The 20668-nt window shown below is 47.3% G+C and carries 21 protein-coding genes; 19 read left to right on the top strand and 2 right to left on the bottom strand.

The window, feature by feature from the left end:
- Positions 1 to 131: 131 nt before the first annotated feature.
- Positions 132 to 356 (top strand): HPr family phosphocarrier protein, encoded by a 225-nt coding sequence (locus tag WMO62_RS04165; RefSeq protein ID WP_117496437.1) that lies wholly within the window; start codon positions 132 to 134, stop codon positions 354 to 356.
- Between the two features lie 201 nt (positions 357 to 557).
- Positions 558 to 2918 carry an ATP-dependent DNA helicase gene (locus WMO62_RS04160; protein WP_349143897.1) on the top strand — a complete coding sequence of 787 codons (2361 nt, stop codon included), beginning with the start codon at positions 558 to 560 and terminating at the stop codon, positions 2916 to 2918.
- Here the strand turns inward: WMO62_RS04160 and WMO62_RS04155 are convergent.
- Both WMO62_RS04155 and WMO62_RS04150 read right to left on the bottom strand, forming a co-directional pair.
- Entirely contained in the window at positions 2894 to 3784 is an 891-nt protein-coding gene (locus WMO62_RS04155) for a LysR family transcriptional regulator (protein WP_118510140.1), read from the bottom strand. The genes WMO62_RS04160 and WMO62_RS04155 overlap by 25 nt on opposite strands.
- Positions 3785 to 3860: 76 nt before the next feature.
- Entirely contained in the window at positions 3861 to 4124 is a 264-nt protein-coding gene (locus WMO62_RS04150) for a DUF1294 domain-containing protein (protein WP_147600957.1), read from the bottom strand.
- 106 nt (positions 4125 to 4230) lie between these two features.
- Between WMO62_RS04150 and WMO62_RS04145 the strand changes: the two genes are divergently transcribed.
- The 17 genes from WMO62_RS04145 (at position 4231) to WMO62_RS04065 (ending at position 20637) form a co-directional block, all read left to right on the top strand.
- Positions 4231 to 4428, top strand: coding sequence for a hypothetical protein (locus WMO62_RS04145; protein WP_117496440.1), 198 nt, complete (start codon positions 4231 to 4233; stop codon positions 4426 to 4428).
- Between the two features lie 2 nt (positions 4429 to 4430).
- Positions 4431 to 5357: a DUF7916 family protein gene (locus WMO62_RS04140; protein ID WP_349143896.1), complete on the top strand. Its 927-nt coding sequence runs from the start codon at positions 4431 to 4433 to the stop codon at positions 5355 to 5357.
- Positions 5358 to 5551: 194 nt separating this feature from the next.
- The gene (locus tag WMO62_RS04135; protein ID WP_349143895.1) at positions 5552 to 5995 is read left to right on the top strand and encodes a hypothetical protein; all 444 of its coding nucleotides are present in this window, start codon (positions 5552 to 5554) and stop codon (positions 5993 to 5995) included.
- Between the two features lie 585 nt (positions 5996 to 6580).
- Positions 6581 to 7429, top strand: coding sequence for a thymidylate synthase (gene thyA / locus WMO62_RS04130; protein WP_117496444.1), 849 nt, complete (start codon positions 6581 to 6583; stop codon positions 7427 to 7429).
- Between the two features lie 40 nt (positions 7430 to 7469).
- A complete protein-coding gene (locus WMO62_RS04125; RefSeq protein ID WP_117496445.1) occupies positions 7470 to 7964 on the top strand; it encodes a dihydrofolate reductase in 495 nt (164 codons plus the stop codon).
- Positions 7965 to 7967: 3 nt separating this feature from the next.
- Positions 7968 to 9164 (top strand): FtsW/RodA/SpoVE family cell cycle protein, encoded by a 1197-nt coding sequence (locus tag WMO62_RS04120; RefSeq protein WP_349143894.1) that lies wholly within the window; start codon positions 7968 to 7970, stop codon positions 9162 to 9164.
- A 27-nt stretch (positions 9165 to 9191) separates the two neighbouring features.
- Positions 9192 to 10247, top strand: coding sequence for a flavodoxin-dependent (E)-4-hydroxy-3-methylbut-2-enyl-diphosphate synthase (gene ispG / locus WMO62_RS04115; RefSeq protein ID WP_117496447.1), 1056 nt, complete (start codon positions 9192 to 9194; stop codon positions 10245 to 10247).
- A complete protein-coding gene (locus WMO62_RS04110; RefSeq protein WP_349143893.1) occupies positions 10240 to 14754 on the top strand; it encodes a PolC-type DNA polymerase III in 4515 nt (1504 codons plus the stop codon). Before ispG ends, WMO62_RS04110 begins: the two co-directional genes overlap by 8 nt.
- Positions 14755 to 14889: 135 nt before the next feature.
- A complete protein-coding gene (locus WMO62_RS04105; protein ID WP_349143892.1) occupies positions 14890 to 16173 on the top strand; it encodes an adenylosuccinate synthase in 1284 nt (427 codons plus the stop codon).
- A gap of 15 nt (positions 16174 to 16188) precedes the next feature.
- Entirely contained in the window at positions 16189 to 16785 is a 597-nt protein-coding gene (locus tag WMO62_RS04100; RefSeq protein ID WP_118438200.1) for an HAD family hydrolase, read from the top strand.
- Positions 16786 to 16797: 12 nt separating this feature from the next.
- The gene (locus WMO62_RS04095; RefSeq protein WP_147602572.1) at positions 16798 to 17520 is read left to right on the top strand and encodes a PHP domain-containing protein; all 723 of its coding nucleotides are present in this window, start codon (positions 16798 to 16800) and stop codon (positions 17518 to 17520) included.
- A 72-nt stretch (positions 17521 to 17592) separates the two neighbouring features.
- Positions 17593 to 17904, top strand: a complete 312-nt coding sequence (locus WMO62_RS04090) for a YerC/YecD family TrpR-related protein (protein WP_117496451.1) — start codon at positions 17593 to 17595, stop codon at positions 17902 to 17904.
- 210 nt (positions 17905 to 18114) lie between these two features.
- Entirely contained in the window at positions 18115 to 18708 is a 594-nt protein-coding gene (locus WMO62_RS04085) for a DUF1836 domain-containing protein (protein WP_117496452.1), read from the top strand.
- A 68-nt stretch (positions 18709 to 18776) separates the two neighbouring features.
- Positions 18777 to 19034 (top strand): heavy-metal-associated domain-containing protein, encoded by a 258-nt coding sequence (locus WMO62_RS04080; protein WP_117496453.1) that lies wholly within the window; start codon positions 18777 to 18779, stop codon positions 19032 to 19034.
- 156 nt (positions 19035 to 19190) lie between these two features.
- A complete protein-coding gene (locus WMO62_RS04075; protein WP_117496454.1) occupies positions 19191 to 19643 on the top strand; it encodes an Lrp/AsnC family transcriptional regulator in 453 nt (150 codons plus the stop codon).
- A 69-nt stretch (positions 19644 to 19712) separates the two neighbouring features.
- Positions 19713 to 19913, top strand: a complete 201-nt coding sequence (locus WMO62_RS04070; protein ID WP_117496455.1) for a DUF378 domain-containing protein — start codon at positions 19713 to 19715, stop codon at positions 19911 to 19913.
- A gap of 103 nt (positions 19914 to 20016) precedes the next feature.
- Positions 20017 to 20637 carry an HD domain-containing protein gene (locus WMO62_RS04065; RefSeq protein ID WP_349143891.1) on the top strand — a complete coding sequence of 207 codons (621 nt, stop codon included), beginning with the start codon at positions 20017 to 20019 and terminating at the stop codon, positions 20635 to 20637.
- Positions 20638 to 20668: the final 31 nt, after the last annotated feature.

Genomic DNA, 20668 nt, shown 5'->3' with positions numbered 1-20668 from the left:
AAAATCTGAACCGGGGCGAATTTGACAAAGGAAAATCTGTGAGTATAATAATCGTGAAAATAAGAAAATGTATCTGTAAAAGGCAGAAAAAGACCATTTATAAAAGGATGTGTCATTGAGGAGTGAAAGAGATGAAAGAGACAAGGATCAGACTGAATATGGATGATGTGCATGATTTTGTTAAAGCTGCAACAAAATGTGATTTTGATATTGATGTAAGATACAATCGTTTTCTTGTTGATGCAAAATCCATTCTGGGTGTGCTCAGTATGGATCTGGGTCAGATCCTGATTGTTAAATGTCATGGCGAGAACAGCGACTTTGACAGCTTTCTGGAAAAACATAAAGTTGCATAAGAAAAGATCATAAGATCGGAAAGGAGTCATTGCACTACTGAGAGGAATCAGTGGAGCAATGACTCTTTTTGCGTTATAATGAGCGCAAGAGAGCCAGAGGGAGCTTGCTCACTCTTGGCGAACGGCGAATGTCGATCATGAAGCTATGCTTCATGATATAATGACAGGAGATGCGAAAAAGAAGAATGGGAGTAACAACACGTGAGAACAACACAACGAATCTCCGTCCGGGATCTGGTGGAATTCTTGCTGCGAAGCGGTGATCTGGACCGACGCCAGAGCAGCGGGAGGCGGGATGCACAGGCCATGCAGGCGGGAAGCCGCATTCACAGAAAATTACAGAAGCAGATGGGTTCCGATTATCAGGCAGAAGTGACATTAAAATATCAGATCCTGCTGGAGGACATTCCGGTGTCCGTGGAAGGACGTGCCGATGGCATCTGGACAGATAAGAGGGGAGAAGAGCCATTAATCGTGATTGATGAAATCAAAGGAACTTATCGGGATCTGTCCCGGATGGAAGCACCGGTGGAGGTTCATCTGGCACAGGCAAAGTGTTATGCCTATATTTACGGACAGCAGCGTGGGCAGATGCGTATGGGAGTCCGGATGATCTATGCGGATCTGGAGACGGAGGAACTGCGCTATTTTGAAGAGACTTATACGATGGAAGAGCTTTCCGGATGGTTCCGGGATCTTATGGCAGAATATGGGAAATGGGTGTCCTTTGAATCCCTATGGCAGGAACGACGTGCAGAGAGTCTGAAGAAGCTGATCTTTCCCTTTGATTATAGGGAAGGGCAGAAGGATCTGGCAGTCAGTGTCTACCGGACAATCGCAAGAAAGAAGAGGCTGTTTATCCAGGCTCCGACGGGTGTGGGAAAGACACTTTCGGTTCTGTTTCCGGCACTGAAAGCTATGGGAGAAGGGCTGGCGAGCCGCATCTTTTATCTGACAGCGAGAACGATCACGCGGACAGTGGCGGTGGACGCATTGGATCTGCTGCGGCAGCAGGGCATGGAACTTAAGACAGTGGTTCTGACTGCAAAGGAGAAATTATGTGTCTGTGAAAAGCCAGAATGCGACCCGGATCACTGTCCAAGAGCAAAGGGACATTTTGACCGGATCAATCAGGCGGTCTATGAATTATGGACTACGGGACCGGATGCCTGTACCAGAGAGGTGATTCTTGAGTCAGCGGAAAGATACAAGGTCTGTCCGTTCGAGCTGAGTCTGGATCTGGCAGTCTGGGTGGACACACTGATCTGCGATTATAATTATGTCTTTGATCCCAATGTCAGCTTAAAACGCTTTTTTGCAGATGGTGTAAGGGAAGATTATCTGTTCCTGATTGATGAGGCGCATAACCTGGTGGAGCGTGGCAGAGAGATGTACAGTGTTTCGCTGGAGAAGGAAGCATTTCTGCAGATGAAAAGGCTGCTGCGTGGAAAACGGGAAGGACTTACCAAAGCACTGGATGGCTGTAATCGATATCTCTTAACCTTGAAGAGGGAATGCGAGAGTGGATTTCAGATATTGCCTCAGGTTGGTGGCTTTGAACTGCAGCTGCAAAGACTCAGCGCAGAACTGGATAAATATCTGGAGCAGCCGGTGCCGGAAGAGATCCGGGAACAGGTCATGGAGTTCTATTTTTCAGTATGGAACTTTCTGGGAATCTGTGATCGGCTGGATGACAATTATGTGATCTATACAGACTTTTCGGAAGAAGGACACTTTTGGTTACATCTGTTCTGCGTGCGCCCGGCGGAAAATCTGTGCCAGTGTCTGGACTGCGGCACGGCAACTATCTTTTTCTCGGCAACCCTTCTGCCGGTCAATTATTATAAGGATCTGCTCACTGGAAACCTGGAGGATTATGCGGTCTATGCTAAGTCCCCCTTTGACCCTGCCAATCGCTTACTGCTGGTAGGAACGGATGTGAGCAGCCGGTATTCCAGGCGAGGAGCGCCGGAATATGAGCGGATGGCCCGGTATATTCACGAGACAGTCACGGTGAAAACTGGCAATTATCTGGTGTTTGCCCCTTCCTATCAGGTGATGGAACAGGTAGCAGATCGCTGCGTGGCTTATGAAGATATGGAATGTATCCGACAGGAATCAGGTATGGCGGAAGAAGAAAGGGAAGCATTTCTGAAAGAATTTGAAAAAGAACGAAACCATTCTCTGGTTGGATTTTGTGTTATGGGAGGTATTTTCTCAGAAGGAATCGATCTGACAGAGGACCGGCTGATCGGTGCACTGATCATTGGAACTGGTTTGCCGCAGGTGTGCAGAGAACGGGAGATCGTGAAAGAATATTTTGACAAAAAAGGAATGGATGGATTTGCCTATGCTTATCAGTATCCGGGGATGAATAAGGTACTGCAGGCGGCGGGGAGAGTGATCCGGACAGAAGCGGACAGAGGAATGATCCTTTTGATGGATGATCGGTTTGCCACGATCTCATATCAGCGGCTGTTCCCGAGAGAATGGGAACAGCACGCTTATTGTCAGGTGGATTCGCTGGCAGGACAGCTTCAGGAATTCTGGCTGAAATATTGAATAAACTGTTTGGCTGCGTTGCTGATCGGCATCTTGTCACTGTAAGCCAGTGCAAGCTGTCTGGTCGGCAATGTTGCTTTTAAGGGGATCTGGAACAGATCGCCGCCAGCCCTCGCCAGGCAGAAGTCCGGAACAAAGGCAATGCCAAGACCGATATCTGCCAGGTCTAGCAACAGGTCATTGGAACTTAGTTCGATCTCAGGGACAAGATCCAGCTGATGCTGTTGGAACAGGGCATGAAGAAATTCGCTCGTGGTGCTGTTCCGGTCCAGCATCAGGATCGGATAATTTAAAAGTTCCTTGAAAGATAAAGGCTGATGTTCCAGTTCGCCATAGTATTTACGGCTGGCAATAAAGCAGTCCTGAAAATCCTTGATATGTTGTACCTGTTTTCCGTTCCCAAGCCGGGAATTGGGATAATTGGTAAAGATCAGATCCACGCTGCCATTTTCCAGAAGATCCACACATCCAATGGAAGTCTGGTTGGTTACTTTGATGTGAATGTTCGGGTATTCCTTGTGGAAACGGCTTAAGTAGGGCACCAGAAAATAGCGGCAGATGGTGTCGGATGCACCGATACGGAGCTGCCCGCCACCCAGAGTATTTGCCTCCAGGATCTGTGCTTCCCCTCTGCGGATCAGGTTCATGGCTGGTTCCACATGACGGAGCAGAGTCTCGCCTTCCGGAGTCAGCTGCACCTTTTTGGTGCTTCGGATGAACAGAGGCTGATTCAGCTTTTTCTCCAGTACTTTGATAGACTGGCTGACTGCAGACTGGGAAATGTATAATTTTTTGGACGCCTCCGAAAAGCTCAGTGAGATCGCCACATAGTAAAATACCTTATAGAGTTCGTAGTTGATATCCATTTTATTAGTCTTCCTTATGAAAATTATGTATTCTTAGTAATGATAATAATAGATACCACTGCTTTTTTCAAGCGATTCAGCGGATAAAATACAAATAAATAGCAACTTCTGCGATTAAGATCATTGGCATGCCGATCACAAAGTACCAGTGACGGGTCTTGTGATGGAAAAAGTACATGCCGATAATGGCTCCAGCGCCGCCTCCAAGTAGTGCGGACAGGAATAAAGTCTTCTCCGGAATCCGCCACAGATGCCGTTTTGCCTTGGACTTGTCAATGCCCATCAGCGCAAATGCGAGAACATTGATCACGATCAGATAATAATAAAAAAGATGTTCCATAGATAAAAATTGCCTTTCTTTTTTTCGGGATTGCCTGTTCATTGTAACATGGTTTCATGGTATAGTATATACAGAAAAGAGGAACTATGGAACAGGAGGAAAAAGTATGGGTGAGATCCTGGAAGAATTTATCAGCGGTTTCTGCCGGACCAGCAACGAGACGCGGACCATCTGCTGTGAATATGAGCAGGGGGATGATGGAAGCGTGACGTTGACGGAATTTGACTGCAATCCGGAGAAATGTCCCAACAGTGCAGCGTGCACCATCTGGGAAGAGGCAAAGAGCAGGGAGAGAAAGGGGTAACTATGGCAAAGAGAATGTTGGATTGTGTCACATCAGATTTTGTGACCTTCAAAAAAGAGGACTGGCTGTCTAGTATCAGTGGAAGCGAGGGGCGAGTGATCGCCTGTGAGAGCATCGGAACCGTGCTGCCTATGCTTGGAAATATTACCAATGCGGAGTTTACGGCATCCATGGGAGCAGACATTCTACTGCTCAACATCTTTGATGTGCAGAATCCGGTGATCCAGGGTCTGCCAAAGGTGAAGCCGGAAGACTGTGTCCGGGAACTGAAGCGATTGACGGGCCGCATGGTTGGCATCAATCTGGAACCGGTGGAGGATAATGCCGGTGGAGAAGATCCGGATAATATGTGGAAAATGTCACCGGGACGCCGGGCGACAGTGGAAAATGCAGTGAAAGCCTGTGAGATGGGTGTGGACATGATCCTTCTTACCGGAAATCCCGGTAACGGCGTCTCTAACGGAGCGATTACTGACACTTTGCGTCGGCTGAAAGCGGCAGTGGGAGATAAGGTGATCCTGGCAGCAGGCAAGATGCATGCATCGGGAATTCCGTCGGAGGCTGGCGAGCATATTATCACAGCGCGGGATGTGGAAGAATTTATCGGCGCAGGGGCAGATATTGTCCTGTTCCCGGCTCCTGGTACAGTTCCAGGTATCACCATGGAATATGTAAGAAGCCTGGTCAAAGAAGCCCACAGCAGAGGCGTGCTGACCATGACTTCTATCGGAACCTCTCAGGAGGGAGCTGATACGGAGACCATCCGCCAGATCGCTCTTATGTGCAAGATGGCAGGAACAGATATCCATCATCTGGGAGATTCCGGCTACACCGGCATGGCACTGCCGGAAAACATTCTGGCTTATTCCAAAGCGATCCGTGGAGCCAGACATGCATACCGCCGGATGGCATATTCGGTAAATCGATAAAAATATTACGAGGAGAACAACACAAAAGTGCGATCCGCTGCCCGTTCTGTACCTCTGAACTGGAAAAATAAGATCGAATATGGTCGAAAAAATTTAAGGAAATCGAAAATTAGGGTTGCTGATACTGTAGAAGTCCTGAAATCTGTGAAAAATGGAAGATCGATCCTGACAGCATTTTCCTGTGCGGACATAGTATGGGCGGCAATACCGCACTTCAGAGCGGCAGACGTCTGCAGTGGGTAAAAGGAATCATCCTGATGACCCCCTATGATCCTTCCTATTATCTGCTTCATGGGCAGGGGGAACGGTTCCGGGGACTGATAGAGGAAGGAAGTGTTCTTCAAAGTGACGGATTGGAAGCCATCTACAAGGATGCGGATGCACATAAAGAAGCGTATTGCTTTGCAGATGCCTTTGAAGATGTGAAGGATCGGAATATGTGTATCGTAGTTGGAGGTGGAGATGATATCGCACCTGGCAAACATATGATAATGCCTTTGTGGAACCGCCTGAAAGAACACGATACAGTGGCTGTGCAGAAGCAGATCACTTTCGACTGCAATCATTGCATGTGCAATGTCCGTATGGCACTGGCAGAATATATCGCGCAATTTATGAAAGAAGTGCTGGGAGAGTAAGTCTCCTGAGAATATGGAACCCTGCCTTGTAGATGAAACATCTGCGTGGCAGGGCTCCTTTTTTATTGTGAGCAGGAGCGATGCCAGGCACAGACAGTTGTTCAGAGGGACCGCTCTCGCTAGGTCCTCGATCCAGCGGTACTAACCTTCAATCTGCGCTTCCCGCTTGATTTCAGGAAGTACCGGGACTGCGGACGTCCCCTTTACAATCTGTCTGTGCCTGCACCGCTCCTGCGCATATCGTGTCAAAGCCCTGCCGGATTTTTCCTCCTTTAAAAGTCAGGTGAAAGACTTTGGACAATTCATGCGTGGCGAAGATTTGTAAATGAGAGAGGGAGGGGTGGTTGCTGACAGATTGTGCAGGGGACGTCCCGCAGTCCTGGTACTTCCTGAGACTGAGCCTTTGGCGATAGTCGAAGGTTAGTACCATTGGACGAGGACTTAGCGGAAGCGGTCCCTCTGCACAACTGTCAGCAACCAGTGCCTCTCCCTCTCTCATACTCCAAACGACAACTCTTGCAAGCCTCCGGGGGATGCGATATAATTGTACTTAACTGTCATAGAAGAAAGAGAGGATCACGATCCATGAGTTACGCAGACCAGCTTTTTATCAATATGTGTCACGATATTCTGGAACATGGGACCAGTACGGAAGGAGAAAAGGTTCGTCCTAAATGGGAAGACGGAAGCTTTGCATATACAATCAAACGATTCGGAGTAGTGAACCGTTATGACCTGAGAAAGGAATTTCCGGCGATCACACTGAGAAAGACAGCACTGAAGAGCTGTATGGATGAGATCCTGTGGATCTATCAGAAAAAATCAGCTAATATTCATGACCTGAACAGCCATGTATGGGATGAGTGGGCAGATGAGACCGGTTCCATCGGAAAAGCTTATGGCTATCAGATCGGCGTAAAGAGCAAATACAAAGAAGGCATGTTTGATCAGATGGACCGGGTCCTGTATGATCTGAAAAATAATCCGTTCAGCCGCCGGATCATGACGAACACCTATGTGCATGCGGACTTAAGTGAGATGCATCTGTATCCCTGTGCCTACAGCACCACATGGAATGTGACACAGACACCGGGAGAGGACAGGCTTACCTTAAATATGGTGTTGAACCAGCGCTCTCAGGATGTGCTGGCAGCAAATAACTGGAACGTATGTCAGTATGCGATCCTGCTTATGATGGTGGCACAGTCCTGCAATATGATTCCGGGCGAACTGCTTCATGTGATTGCGGACGCACATATTTATGACCGCCACGTGGATGTGGTAAAAGAGCTGATAGGCAGAGAGACTTACCCGGCGCCAAAGGTATCCCTGAACCCGGAAGTTAAAGATTTTTATGCATTTACTACTGCGGATCTGATCGTGGAAGACTATCAGGCAGGACCGCAGGTGAAAAACATTCCGATCGCAGTATAATAACCGCAGCATAACAAAGAGAAATTCAGGAGGATAAAAGATGAATCTGATCGTAAATGTGGACAGTAACTGGGCCATTGGCTATAGAGGAAAACTTTTAGTGAGCATACCGGAGGATATGAAATTCTTCCGTTCTGAGACTACCGGAAAAGTAGTGGTGCTGGGAAGAAAGACACTGGATACCTTCCCGGGTGGACAGCCGCTTAAGAACCGTACGAACATTATTCTGACCAGAAATCCCAACTATCAGGTGAAGGGTGCCATTATCTGCCACTCCGTAGAGGAAGTTCTGGAAGAACTGAAAAAATATAACAGCGAAGACGTGTATATCATCGGCGGAGATTCTATTTATAAGGAATTTCTTCCGTACTGTGACGTGGCACATGTGACAAGAACGGATCATGTCTATGATGCAGATGCCTGGTTCCCGAATCTGGAAGAGGATCCGGCCTGGGTACTGACCGGTGAAAGTGAAGAGAAGACTTATTTTGATCTGGAATTCCGTTTTTGCCGGTATGAGAGACGGGAGGCCTGATAGATGGCTCGTAAAAGAAGGAACCGGATCTTTCAGTTCGGCCCGTTAGGGATGGATACGAACCTTCTGGTTGTGCTTTTTTTTATCATGGTATTTGGCTTTATCATGATCTATAGTGCCAGTTATTATAAAGCAGGAATGAGTTCTGCTTTTAACAACGATTCCATGTACTTCCTGAAACGACAGGTGGTATTCAGTATGGTGGGAGTGTTGGCCATGCTGATGGTGGCTGGCGTTAACTATCACTTGATCTGCCGGTTTGCAGGTGTGGGCTATCTTGCCTGCTTTGGGTTCGTGGCGTTGTTGTTCACGCCATTGGCAATTACGGCAAATGAGGCGACCAGGTGGGTACAGCTGGGACCAGTACAGGTACAGGTGGCAGAGCCTGTCAAAATATTGATGATCGTCTTTATGGCAACATTGCTGACGGCAAAAGGGAGACATATCAAGAGCTGGCTGTCCATGATCAAGATCATGATTCCAGCAGGCATTATTGCAGTGCTGATCTGGAAAGTCAGCGATAACATGAGTTCTGCTGTGATCATTCTGGGGACAGCAGCATTTATGATGTTTGTGGTACATCCGGAATACTGGAAATTCATTGTGGCGATTCTGATTGTCGGCATTGGAGTGACGGCCATTGTCTACTATGTGGCCAGCATGGACCCGGCACAGGCAGCAGAGAGCTTCCGTTTTGAGCGTATCCGCGCATGGCTGGATCCTTATGAATATGAGACCGGAAAAGCCATGCAGGCGCTGCAGGGACTCTATGCCATCGGAAGCGGTGGATTATGGGGCAAGGGCCTGGGAAACAGTATCCAGAAGCTGGGTAAGATCCCGGAACCTTACAATGATTACATATTTTCCATTATCTGCGAGGAGCTGGGAATCTTCGGCGCAGGTCTGGTAATCTTACTGTTCATTTTTTTGCTGTACCGGATCTATATCATTTCACAGACTGCAGAGGATATGCTGGGAAGAATGCTCACTATTGGTGTATTTTCTCACATTGCACTGCAGGTGATCCTGAACCTGCTGGTCGTGACAGGGCTGTTTCCGACTACAGGAGTTACCTTGCCATTCTTCAGTTACGGAGGTTCTGCATCCGTATTTTTGCTGATGGAGATCGGGCTGGTGCTAAGCGTTAATAAATACAGTATTCAGAAGCGCCTGGATGAAGCCAGGGAAGCTCATTTATAAAAATGATAAGGGAAGGAGAAGTTTAAGATGTATCGAGATCATACAAAAGTAGTGAAGATTGGAGACCGGGTCATTGGCGGAGGGAATCCGATCCTGATCCAGTCTATGACAAATACAAGAACAGAAGATGTAAAAGCGACGGTAGAGCAGATCCACAGACTGACGGAAGCAGGTTGTGAGATCATCCGTTGTACCGTACCCACCAAGGAGGCGGCAGAGGCGATCAAGGAGATCAAAAAGCAGATCACCATTCCGTTGGTGGCAGACATTCATTTTGACTATAAGATGGCCATTGCAGCCATGGAAAATGGAGCAGACAAGATCCGCATCAATCCAGGAAATATCGGAAGTCTTGACCGGATCAAAGCAGTGGTAGACACTGCAAGGGAGCGCAATATCCCTATCCGTGTGGGGGTGAACAGCGGTTCTCTGGAAAAAGAGCTTGTGGAGAAATACCATGGTGTGACTGCAGAAGGCATTGTGGAAAGTGCGCTTGATAAAGTAAAGATCATTGAGGACCTGGGCTATGACAATCTGGTCATCAGCATTAAATCTTCAGATGTTATGATGTGTGCGAAGGCGCATCAGCTTATCGCAGACAAGACCGATCATCCACTTCATGTAGGCATTACCGAAGCAGGGACTCTGTTTTCCGGAAATATCAAATCTGCTGTGGGTCTTGGCATCATCTTAAGCCAGGGGATCGGTGATACGATCCGTGTCTCCCTGACTGGGGATCCAGTTGAAGAGATCAAATCCGCAAAACTGATCCTTCGTACTCTTGGACTTCGCAAAGGCGGGATCGAGGTGGTATCCTGTCCGACCTGTGGACGTACGAAGATCGATCTGATCGGTCTGGCAAATAAAGTAGAGACCATGGTATCCGGCTTCCCACTGGATATTAAGGTGGCTGTTATGGGATGTGTGGTAAACGGACCTGGAGAGGCAAAGGAAGCAGACATCGGAATTGCCGGGGGAGACGGCATCGGTCTTCTGATCAAGCATGGCGAGATCGTACAGAAGTTGCCGGAAGATCAGCTCCTTGATGCACTCCGGCATGAACTGGAGAACTGGAATGACTGAAAAACCGTTTTTTGAGGTATTTCGCACACTGGAAGTAGATAACCAGACACGGGCATTGTTCGAGCAGGTGGTGGTGACACGAGTGTCCACATCTCCTTCTCAGGATGTGCTGCGGGTCTATATTACGAGTAAAAAGCTGATTGCAAAAAATCAGCTTTTTCACTTGGCAAAACAGATTCAGAGACAGATTTTCGGATATCGGAAAGTACAGGTGCTGATCTTTGAAAAGTTTCAGCTCTCCAGTCAGTATACACCGCAGAAGTTATGGTCTCTGTATGAGGACAGTGTTCTGACGGAACTGGAAGCGTACAGTCCATATAAACGAAGCATTTTGAAAAATGCAGCCGTGGAATTTCCTGATGAAGAAAATGTGCTGGTAGGTATCTCCAGTAAGGTCTATGACAAAGATGCAGTGGAGGATATTATCCGCATTCTGGACCGGGTATTCAACGAGCGTTGTGGCTTTCGGGTAAAGGTTGATGTGGAATATCGGGAGCCGAAGGAAAGCATCTCCATGGAGAAGAGCGAGGCAGAGCTGCAGCAGAGGATCAGCTTCTTAAGTGAGAATCTGCGGAAAGAGAAGGCCGCCAAAGCAGAAGCGAAGGCAGAGGCAAAAGCTGCCAGAGAAGAGAAGAAGGCGGAAGCAGCCGCAGCAGGAAAGAGCGCACCGGCTGCAGAAGCTGGTGGCGGACAGAAGGGCGGCTCTTCCGGCAATGGTGGAGGCTTTGGCGGAGGCCGCAAGGGAGGATCCTTCGGTTCTGGCGGAAGCTACCGCAGAAGCGATAACCCGGATGTACTCTATGGAAGAGATTTTGAAGATGAACCGATCCCGCTGGAACAGGTGCAGGAAGAGATGGGAGAAGTCACTGTCAAAGGCAAGATCTTCAATGTGGAAGAACGGGAGATCCGTGGAGAGCGTACGATCATTACAATGACGTTGTCCGATTTTACCGATACCATTCATGTGAAAATGTTTGTGAAAAATGAGTTCCTGGAGGATATCAGGGGCAAGATCAAGGCCGGAGCCTTTGTGAAATTAAAGGGTATGACGACTCTTGACCGGTTTGACCATGAGCTGACCATCAGCTCCGTGGTGGGAATCAAAAAGATTGCAGATTTTACCACTCATCGCATGGACTATTCTTATAAGAAGCGAGTGGAACTGCATTGCCATACGAAGATGAGCGATATGGATGGAGTGACCGATGCAGCTGTCCTTCTGAACCGTGCAAAATCCTGGGGAATGCCGGCACTGGCGATCACAGATCATGGCTGCGTGCAGGCATTTACCGAGGCCAGCCATACCATTTCCAAGGATGAGGACTTTAAGGTCATCTATGGAGTGGAAGGATATCTGGTGGATGACCTGAAGGAAGTTGTGGAAAACTCCAAAGGTCAGAGCATGGACGGTGCATATGTGGTGTTTGACTTGGAGACCACCGGTCTGTCGGCGGTCAACAACCGGATCATTGAGATCGGTGCAGTCAAAGTCATTGAAGGTAAGATCGTGGATCGGTTCAGCACCTTTGTAAACCCAAGGGAGCCCATTCCATTTGAAATCGAACAGCTCACCAGTATCAGCGATGAGATGGTCATTGATGCGCCGGTGATCGAAGATATTTTGCCGAAATTCCTGGAGTTCTGTGAAGGCTGTGTGCTGATCGCCCACAATGCTTCTTTTGATGCAGGATTCATCCAGGAAAACTGCAGGCGCATGGGAATCGACACAGATTTCACGGTGGGAGACACCGTTGCCATGGCGCGTATCCTGCTGCCTGCCCTCAATAAATTCAAGCTGGATACCGTGGCAAAAGCACTGAACATTTCCCTGGATCATCATCACCGGGCGGTGGACGATGCGGCCTGTACCGCAGAGATCTTCGTGAAATTTATTCAGATGTTCAAAGATAAGGATGCCTTTGATCTTGATCAGGTCAACGAGATGGGAAAATCCAATGAGAGTGCCATCCGCAAGATGCCTACTTATCATGTGATCATTCTGGCGAAAAATGATATTGGCCGGGTGAATCTGTACCGGCTGGTCTCTTTGTCCCATCTGAATCATTTTGCCAGAAGACCACGTATTCCCAAGAGTGAGCTCAATCAGTACCGGGAAGGTCTGATTGTGGGTTCTGCCTGTGAGGCGGGAGAGCTTTATCAGGCGATCCTCAGAGGCGCGCCAGATCAGGAGGTCGCACGGATCGTGGAATTCTATGATTATCTGGAGATCCAGCCTCTTGGAAATAATGCGTTTATGCTGAGGGATTCCAAGAATCCAGTGAACTCAGAGGAAGACCTTCGGGAAAATGTACGAAAGATCGTCCGGCTGGGGGAAGAGTTCCACAAGCCTGTTGTTGCCACCTGTGATGTGCATTTTATCGACCCGCAGGACGAGATCTACCGACGGATCATCATGGCAGGAAAAGGCTTCTCCGATGCGGACGAACAGGCCCCGCTGTTCCTGCGGACCACAGAGGAAATGCTGGAGGAATTTGCATTTTTAGGAACGGAGAAAGCGGAAGAGGTGGTCATCACCAACACCAATATGATTGCTGATATGTGTGAACATCTGTCACCGGTGCGTCCGGATAAATGTCCGCCGGTCATTCCGGATTCCGATAAGACCTTGCGTGAGATCTGTTACAATAAAGCGCATGAGATCTACGGAGATGATCTGCCGGAGGTGGTAACCGAGCGTCTGGAGCGAGAACTGAAGTCTATCATTGGTAATGGATTCGCCGTTATGTATATTATCGCCCAGAAGCTGGTGTGGAAGTCCAATGATGACGGCTATCTGGTAGGATCCCGAGGCTCTGTAGGATCTTCTTTTGTAGCGACCATGGCAGGAATCACTGAAGTAAATCCGCTGCGGCCTCATTATATCTGCCCGGCGTGTCATTACAGTGACTTTGATTCGGAAGATGTGCGGAAATTTGCCGGTATGGCGGGCTGCGATATGCCGGATAAGGACTGTCCCAAGTGCGGGCACAAGTTAAATAAGGAAGGATTTGATATTCCGTTCGAGACGTTCCTTGGTTTCAAGGGAAACAAGGAGCCGGATATCGACCTGAATTTCTCCGGTGATTACCAGTCCAAGGCGCATAAATATACGGAGGTTATCTTCGGCGCAGGTCAGACCTTCCGTGCAGGGACTATTGGTACACTGGCAGACAAGACTGCATTTGGATATGTAAAAAAATACTATGAAGAACGGGGAACCAGCAAACGGAACTGCGAGATCGACCGGATCGTTATGGGGTGTACCGGAGTGCGCCGGACCACCGGACAGCATCCGGGCGGTATCATCGTTCTTCCGCTGGGAGAGACCATCTATTCCTTTACACCGGTACAGCATCCGGCAAATGATATGACCACGGATATTGTAACTACCCATTTTGATTATCATTCCATCGATCACAACCTGTTGAAGCTGGATATTCTTGGACACGATGATCCGACTATGATCCGTATGCTGGAGGACCTGACAGGTGTGGATGCCACCACGATTCCGCTGGATGATCCGCAGGTGATGAGTCTGTTCCAGAGTACAGAGGCGCTGGGTGTGAAGCCGGAGGATATCGGCGGCACAAGGCTGGGTTCCCTTGGAATCCCGGAGTTCGGTACAGAGTTCGCTATGCAGATGCTTATTGATACTCATCCAACTCATTTCTCCGATCTGGTCAGGATTGCAGGTCTGGCACATGGAACAGACGTATGGCTGGGTAATGCACAGACCTTGATCCAGGAAGGGAAAGCAACCATTTCCACGGCCATCTGTACTCGAGATGATATTATGACCTATCTGATCGGTATGGGGCTGGAGAGTGAGATGTCCTTCAAGATCATGGAGGCAGTCCGTAAGGGTACGGTTGCGAAAGGAAAATGTGATAACTGGCCGAAATGGAAGGAAGAGATGATCGCCCACAATGTGCCGGACTGGTATATCTGGTCTTGTGAGAAGATCAAGTACATGTTCCCGAAAGCACATGCGGCAGCCTATGTTATGATGGCATGGCGCATCGCCTGGTGCAAGATCAATTATCCGCTGGCCTATTATGCGGCATATTTTTCCATTCGTGCGGATGCGTTTAACTATGAGCTTATGTGCCAGGGACGAGAGCGGCTGGAGCGTTATATGGATGACTACAAGCGCAGGAGCGATACCCTGTCACAGAAGGAACAGGAGACTCTGAAGGATATGAAGAGCGTGCAGGAAATGTATGCCAGAGGCTTTGAATTCATGAAGATCGATATTTACCGGGCAAATGCCCATGAGTTTCAGATCATTGATGGAAAACTGATGCCGTCTCTGTCCACCATCGATGGGCTGGGAGACAAGGCAGCCGATGCATTTGTTACGGCGGCGGCAGAGGGACCATTTCTTTCCAGAGATGATCTAAGACAGAGAAGCAAATTAAGTAAGACAGTCATCGATCTGATGGGAGATCTGGGACTTTTGGATGGATTGCCCGAATCCAACCAGCTTTCTTTATTTGATTTTGCATGATTTGTTCACGATATAGCACTTTACTTATAAATATTTTTAAGCTATACTTAGCAGTGTGTGGGAAAAAACAGAAAGATTTCCCACTTTAGTATGTACAAAGCAGGAAAAACCTGCGAAATGGAGGAACATTATATTATGGTAAGAGCAGTAGTAGGAGCAAACTGGGGAGACGAAGGCAAAGGAAAGATCACAGATATGCTTGGCCAGGAGTCTGATATCATCGTCCGGTTCCAGGGTGGAGCAAATGCGGGACATACCATTGTTAATAACTATGGTAAATTTGCACTGCATACACTTCCTTCAGGAATCTTTTACGGACACACCACCAGCGTCATTGGAAATGGTGTGGCACTGAACATTCCGGTGTTTTTCAATGAGTTAAAAGGCATTGTGGACAGAGGAGTACCGGCGCCGAAGATCCTGATCTCCAATCGTGCTCAGATGGTAATGTCTTATCATATTCTTTTTGATAAACTGGAAGAGGAGCGTCTGGCAGGAAAGTCCTTCGGATCCACCAAGTCCGGTATCGCACCGTTCTATTCAGACAAATATGCAAAGATCGGCTTCCAGGTGAGCGAGCTGTTCAGAAGCAAAGAAGATCTGATGGAGAAGATTAACAGTGTACTGGCTCAGAAAAATGTTATTCTGGAGCATCTGTACCATGCACCGGCTCTGAAGGCAGAGGATATCTACGAAGAGATGATGGAATACAAGAAGATGGTAGAGCCGTATGTATGTGATGTATCTGCTTATCTGTGGAAAGCGATCAAAGAAGGAAAGAACATCCTGCTGGAAGGCCAGCTGGGAACCATGAAGGATCCGGATCATGGAATCTATCCGATGGTTACTTCTTCTTCCACTCTGGCAGCTTATGGTGCCATCGGAGCAGGTATTCCGCCATATGAGATCAAACAGATCATCGCAGTCTCCAAGGCTTACTCCAGTGCAGTTGGAGCAGGTGCATTTGTCAGCGAGATCTTTGGTGACGAGGCTGATGAGCTGAGACGCCGCGGTGGAGACGGCGGAGAGTTCGGTGCAACTACCGGACGTCCGAGAAGAATGGGATGGTTCGACTGTGTGGCTTCCAAATACGGATGCCGTCTGCAGGGAGCAACTGACGTAGCATTTACCGTACTGGATGTACTGGGCTATCTGGATGAGATCCCGGTATGTGTCGGATACGACATTGATGGCGAAGTAACGACAGATTTCCCGACCACCTATCTGCTGGAGAAAGCAAAACCGGTATACGAGACTCTTCCGGGATGGAAATGCGATATCCGTGGCATCAAGAAATATGAGGATCTGCCGGAGAACTGCCGTAAATATATCGAGTTTATCGAGAAACAGATCGAGTGCCCGATCACGATGATCTCCAACGGACCGGGACGTGACGATATTATCTACAGAAATAAATAAGCAGAGGATCATCTTATGATCAAAAATGTGATTTTCGATATTGGAAACGTGCTTCTTGATTTTTGCTGGAAGGATCACATTGCAAGATTTGGATTCCAGGGGGAAAAAGCAGACCGCATCGCCCAGGCGATGATGCTTGGTCCCATCTGGCCAAAGCTTGACCTGGGGCTGGAGAGCGATGAGGATATTCTGGAACAGTTTGTGGCGCATACGCCGGAGCTGGAGCAGGAGATCCGTCTGGTATTCAGTGATTTAAGCACGATCGTCCGCGAGTATGAAGGCTCTGTGGACTGGATCGAGTCTCTGAAAGCCAGAGGCTATCACACCTATTATCTGTCCAACTATGGTGAACGGATCCGCAGGGAAGCATCAAAGGAACTGTCTTTCCTGTCGCATATGGACGGCGGCATCATGTCCTATACGGTTCATCTGGCAAAGCCGGATCCGGCCATTTATCAGACACTGCTGGACCGGTATGGTCTGAAGGCAGAGGAGTGTGTATTCCTGGATGATACAGTGCGAAATGTAGAGGCAGCGCAGGCTCTTGGTATTGCGGGCATTGTTGTGACCAGCCAGGAGCAGGCGAAGAAAGAACTGGAGACTTTATTGTAAAGGACACAGAAGATGAGAGATGTATTAGACCTGCATACTCATACCATCGCCAGTGGTCATGCGTACAATACCATGATGGAGATGATTCATGAGGCACAGAATAAGGGACTGGATGTATATGGAATCACAGAGCATGCACCGCGCATGAAGGGAACCTGCACAGATTTTTATTTTCATAATCTGAAGGTGGTTCCAAGGAAGCATGGCGATCTGGAACTGCTGCTTGGCGTGGAACTGAATATTCTGGATGAATATGGAACGGTGGATCTGGAAGAACCACATCTGGGAGATATGGATGTGACGATCGCCAGCCTTCACAAACCATGTATTCAGCCGGGAAGCCGGGAGTATAATACTCAGTGCCTGATCAGCGCCATGAAAAATCCACATATCAATATTATCGGACATCCGGATGATGGAAGATATATGGTTGACATGGAAGCAGTCGTTCAGGCGGCAAAAGAATATCATACACTGCTGGAGCTTAACAATAACTCACTGAATCCCCGCTGTACCCGTCAGAATGCCAGGGAAAACGATATGGAGATGCTGCGTCTCTGCAAGAAATATCAGGTGCCCATTGTCATGGGAAGCGATGCTCATTATTATGAGGATATCCTGAATCATGAGCTTGCTCTTGACGTGATCAAAGAGACAGGGTTCCCGGAAGAACTGGTGGTCAATACAGACCGGGAGAAGCTGTATCCATTTATCAATAAGTATCAGAAAGTATAGAAAAACGGCTGGACTTTATGATTTTACTGTGCTAAAATGGCATAGTCAGATAATAAAGTCAGGAGGCAGGACATGAGTAAAAATATTCGTAACGAATCTACGGATGGTTTGTTTCAGGCAATCCTAAGTCTTCAGGATATGGATGAGTGCTACACATTTTTTGAAGATGTGTGCACGATCAATGAGATCCAGTCACTGGCACAGAGATTTGAAGTGGCCAGACTCCTGAGAGAGAAGAAGACTTATCTTGAGATTGCAGAGCGGACAGGTGCATCCACCGCTACGATCAGCCGTGTGAACCGATCATTGAATTATGGCAATGATGGATATGACATGGTATTCCGGAGAATGGAAGCAGAAGAACAAAAAGACACAAAAGAATAGATAACGTAAGATCCGCCTGTTGTGTGAGAGCACAGCAGGCGGATCTTTTCAAAGGGGAGGATAAGTATTCAACTTCTCTTTGGTACATTTACAGTATACCCGTCAGATGGAAAGATATACATGATCCTGATGGAAAAAACTCACAAATTACAAAAAAAACTTGTTATGTAGTTTTGAATACTATATAATGAATCATGAGGTGAGAGAAAAATGACCATTGATTCTGAAAATATCTTAAACAGTATCCTCTCAAGCCTTGAGAGGATCGATTATATTAAACCGACGGAGATTCCGAATATCGATCTTTACATGGATCAGGTGACGACTTTTATGGAAGAACACCTGCAGTCATCCAAGCGGTATCCGGATGATAAGATTCTGACCAAGACTATGATTAATAATTATGCGAAGAATCATCTGCTGCCGGCACCAGATAAGAAGAAATATTCCAAGGAGCATCTGCTGCTTCTGATCTATATTTATTATTACAAATCCATTCTGTCCATCGGCGATATCCAGAGTCTGCTGGAACCGTTGACCCAGCGGTATTTCCATAAGGATGGAGAGATGAACATGCAGTCCATCTATGAGGAAGTCTTCAGTCTGGAAAAAGAACAGGTGGAGAAGATGAAGCAGGACGTGACGGAGAAGTATGAGACTGCATCCCGCATCTTCCCGGAAGCAGAAGCGGAGGACCAGGAGTTTCTTCGAATCTTTTCCTTTATCTGTCTGCTGAGCTTTGATGTGTATGTGAAGAAGCAGGTGATCGAGAAACTGATCGATGAACTTCCAAAGAAAAGCTGATTGACGAGAGAACTGGAAAGTGTTAGAGTAGACTTACTGAATGAAGTCGGCTTATGAGGAGGCATATGATGTATAAGATCACATTAGATGTAGATGGAATGGCATGCGGAATGTGTGAGGCTCATGTAAATGATGCAGTAAGAAAAGCATTCCAGGTGAAAAAAGTAACATCTTCCCACAGTAAAGGAAGAACGGAGATCATTTCAGAGACGGAGCTTGATGCGGATAAGCTGAAAGCAGTTATCGAGGCTTCCGGTTACGATGTGCTGGATATGAAGACGGAACCTTATGAAAAGAAGGGATTTTCGTTGTTTCATAGAGGATAATCCATCATTTTTTTGAAAATTGTGGAAAATATCTCTTGCATAACAAAAAAAATTATTGTATAGTAGATAAAAATTAAAAAATGTACATGAATGGGCATGGAAATGATTGGTTTTCCATGCCCTTTTTGCATTGATTTTAGTGCAGGAGGAATGAATATGGATAGCATGGATCGTAGTATTTTAAAATGTCTCAGTGAGAATTCAAGGCAGTCTGCAACGGAGATCAGTCAGACAGTGCATCTTTCAGTGGCTGCTGTGATCGAGCGAATCCGAAAACTGGAGCGGAATGGAATCATCAGACAGTATACAGTTGTTGCAGATCAGCATAAAATAGGTAATGATGTGACAGCACTCATGGAAGTTTCGCTGGAACATCCAAAGTATTACGATGAATTTACAAAAGTCATGCATGATAACCCGAGCATCGTAGCCTGCGATTATCTCACCGGTGACTATGATTTTATGCTGAAGATCCAGACAAAATCATCGGAGACACTGGAGCAGCTTCATCGGATCATCAAAAGCATTAAAGGCGTATCCAATACAAAAACATATTTTGTACTGAAAGAGATCAAATGTGGAACCACTGCCATGGCAGAAGCACAATAAGTCTGGAGTGGAGTCACGCATAAGATAAAGTGGTCTGGATATACTAGGTGCAAAAGGAGGTAGACTGTTATGAATAAAGGTCTGGACTGTTTTGCGCTTACCATTACGATCATTGGGGCAATCAACTGGGGACTGATCGGGTTCTTCAGTTTTGATCTGGTTGCCTGGCTGTTTGGAAATATGACCTGGCTGTCCAGGATCATTTATGGACTGGTTGGAATCTGTGGCTTATATCTGATCTCTTTTTATGGTCACTTGTCCGAAAAATAAGGATATACAGGCATTTATCCGAAAAATAGGGTTGCCATTTGAAAACACCTGTGATATATTTAGGTACGAAATTGGGGTTTGAAGGGTAACGGGTGTTAGAGGAATGACAACAGAAATGTCAGAACAGATGAATCAGATGCTTTCGGACAGCGGGCTGCCATTGTATGAGAAGGCTGTAGTATTTGCAGCGATTGCTCATCAGGGAGCACATAGAAAAGGAAGTCGGATTCCATATCTTTCTCATCCGATTGAAGCAGCAGCGATCGTATCTGAACTGACAGATGATGAAGAACTGATCGCAGCGGCGGTGCTTCATGATGTAGTGGAGGACACGCCTGTTACGCTGGAAGAGGTGGAACAGTATTTCGGAGAACGGATCGCCGCCTACGTAGGTTATGAGACCGAGGATAAGCGTCGGGATCTGCCGGCAGAGGAGACCTGGCTGGTTCGTAAGCAGGAGATGCTTACATTCCTGAGAGACAAGGCAGATCGGAATGCCAGAATACTGGCATTGGCGGACAAGCTTTCCAACCTCAGAGCAATTGAGCGGGATGTGACCAGTATTGGTGATCAGGTATGGGAACGGTTTCACCAGAAAGACAAGAAGATGCATGGCTGGCTTTATCGTCAGACAGCAGAAGTTTTGCGGGAATTGGAAGAATATCCGGCCTGGAAGGAATATGATCGACTGATTCGCAGAGTATTTCATGAGGATCTCATTTAGGGGGCTGTATTTACAGCCCCATTTTTATAAA

Origin of the sequence: Hominiventricola aquisgranensis (genome assembly GCF_040096225.1) — a bacterium.
Lineage (GTDB): Bacteria > Bacillota > Clostridia > Lachnospirales > Lachnospiraceae > Hominiventricola > Hominiventricola aquisgranensis.
The sequence above is the reverse complement of the archived record's forward strand: the minus strand, read 5'-3'. Positions and strand labels throughout refer to the sequence as shown.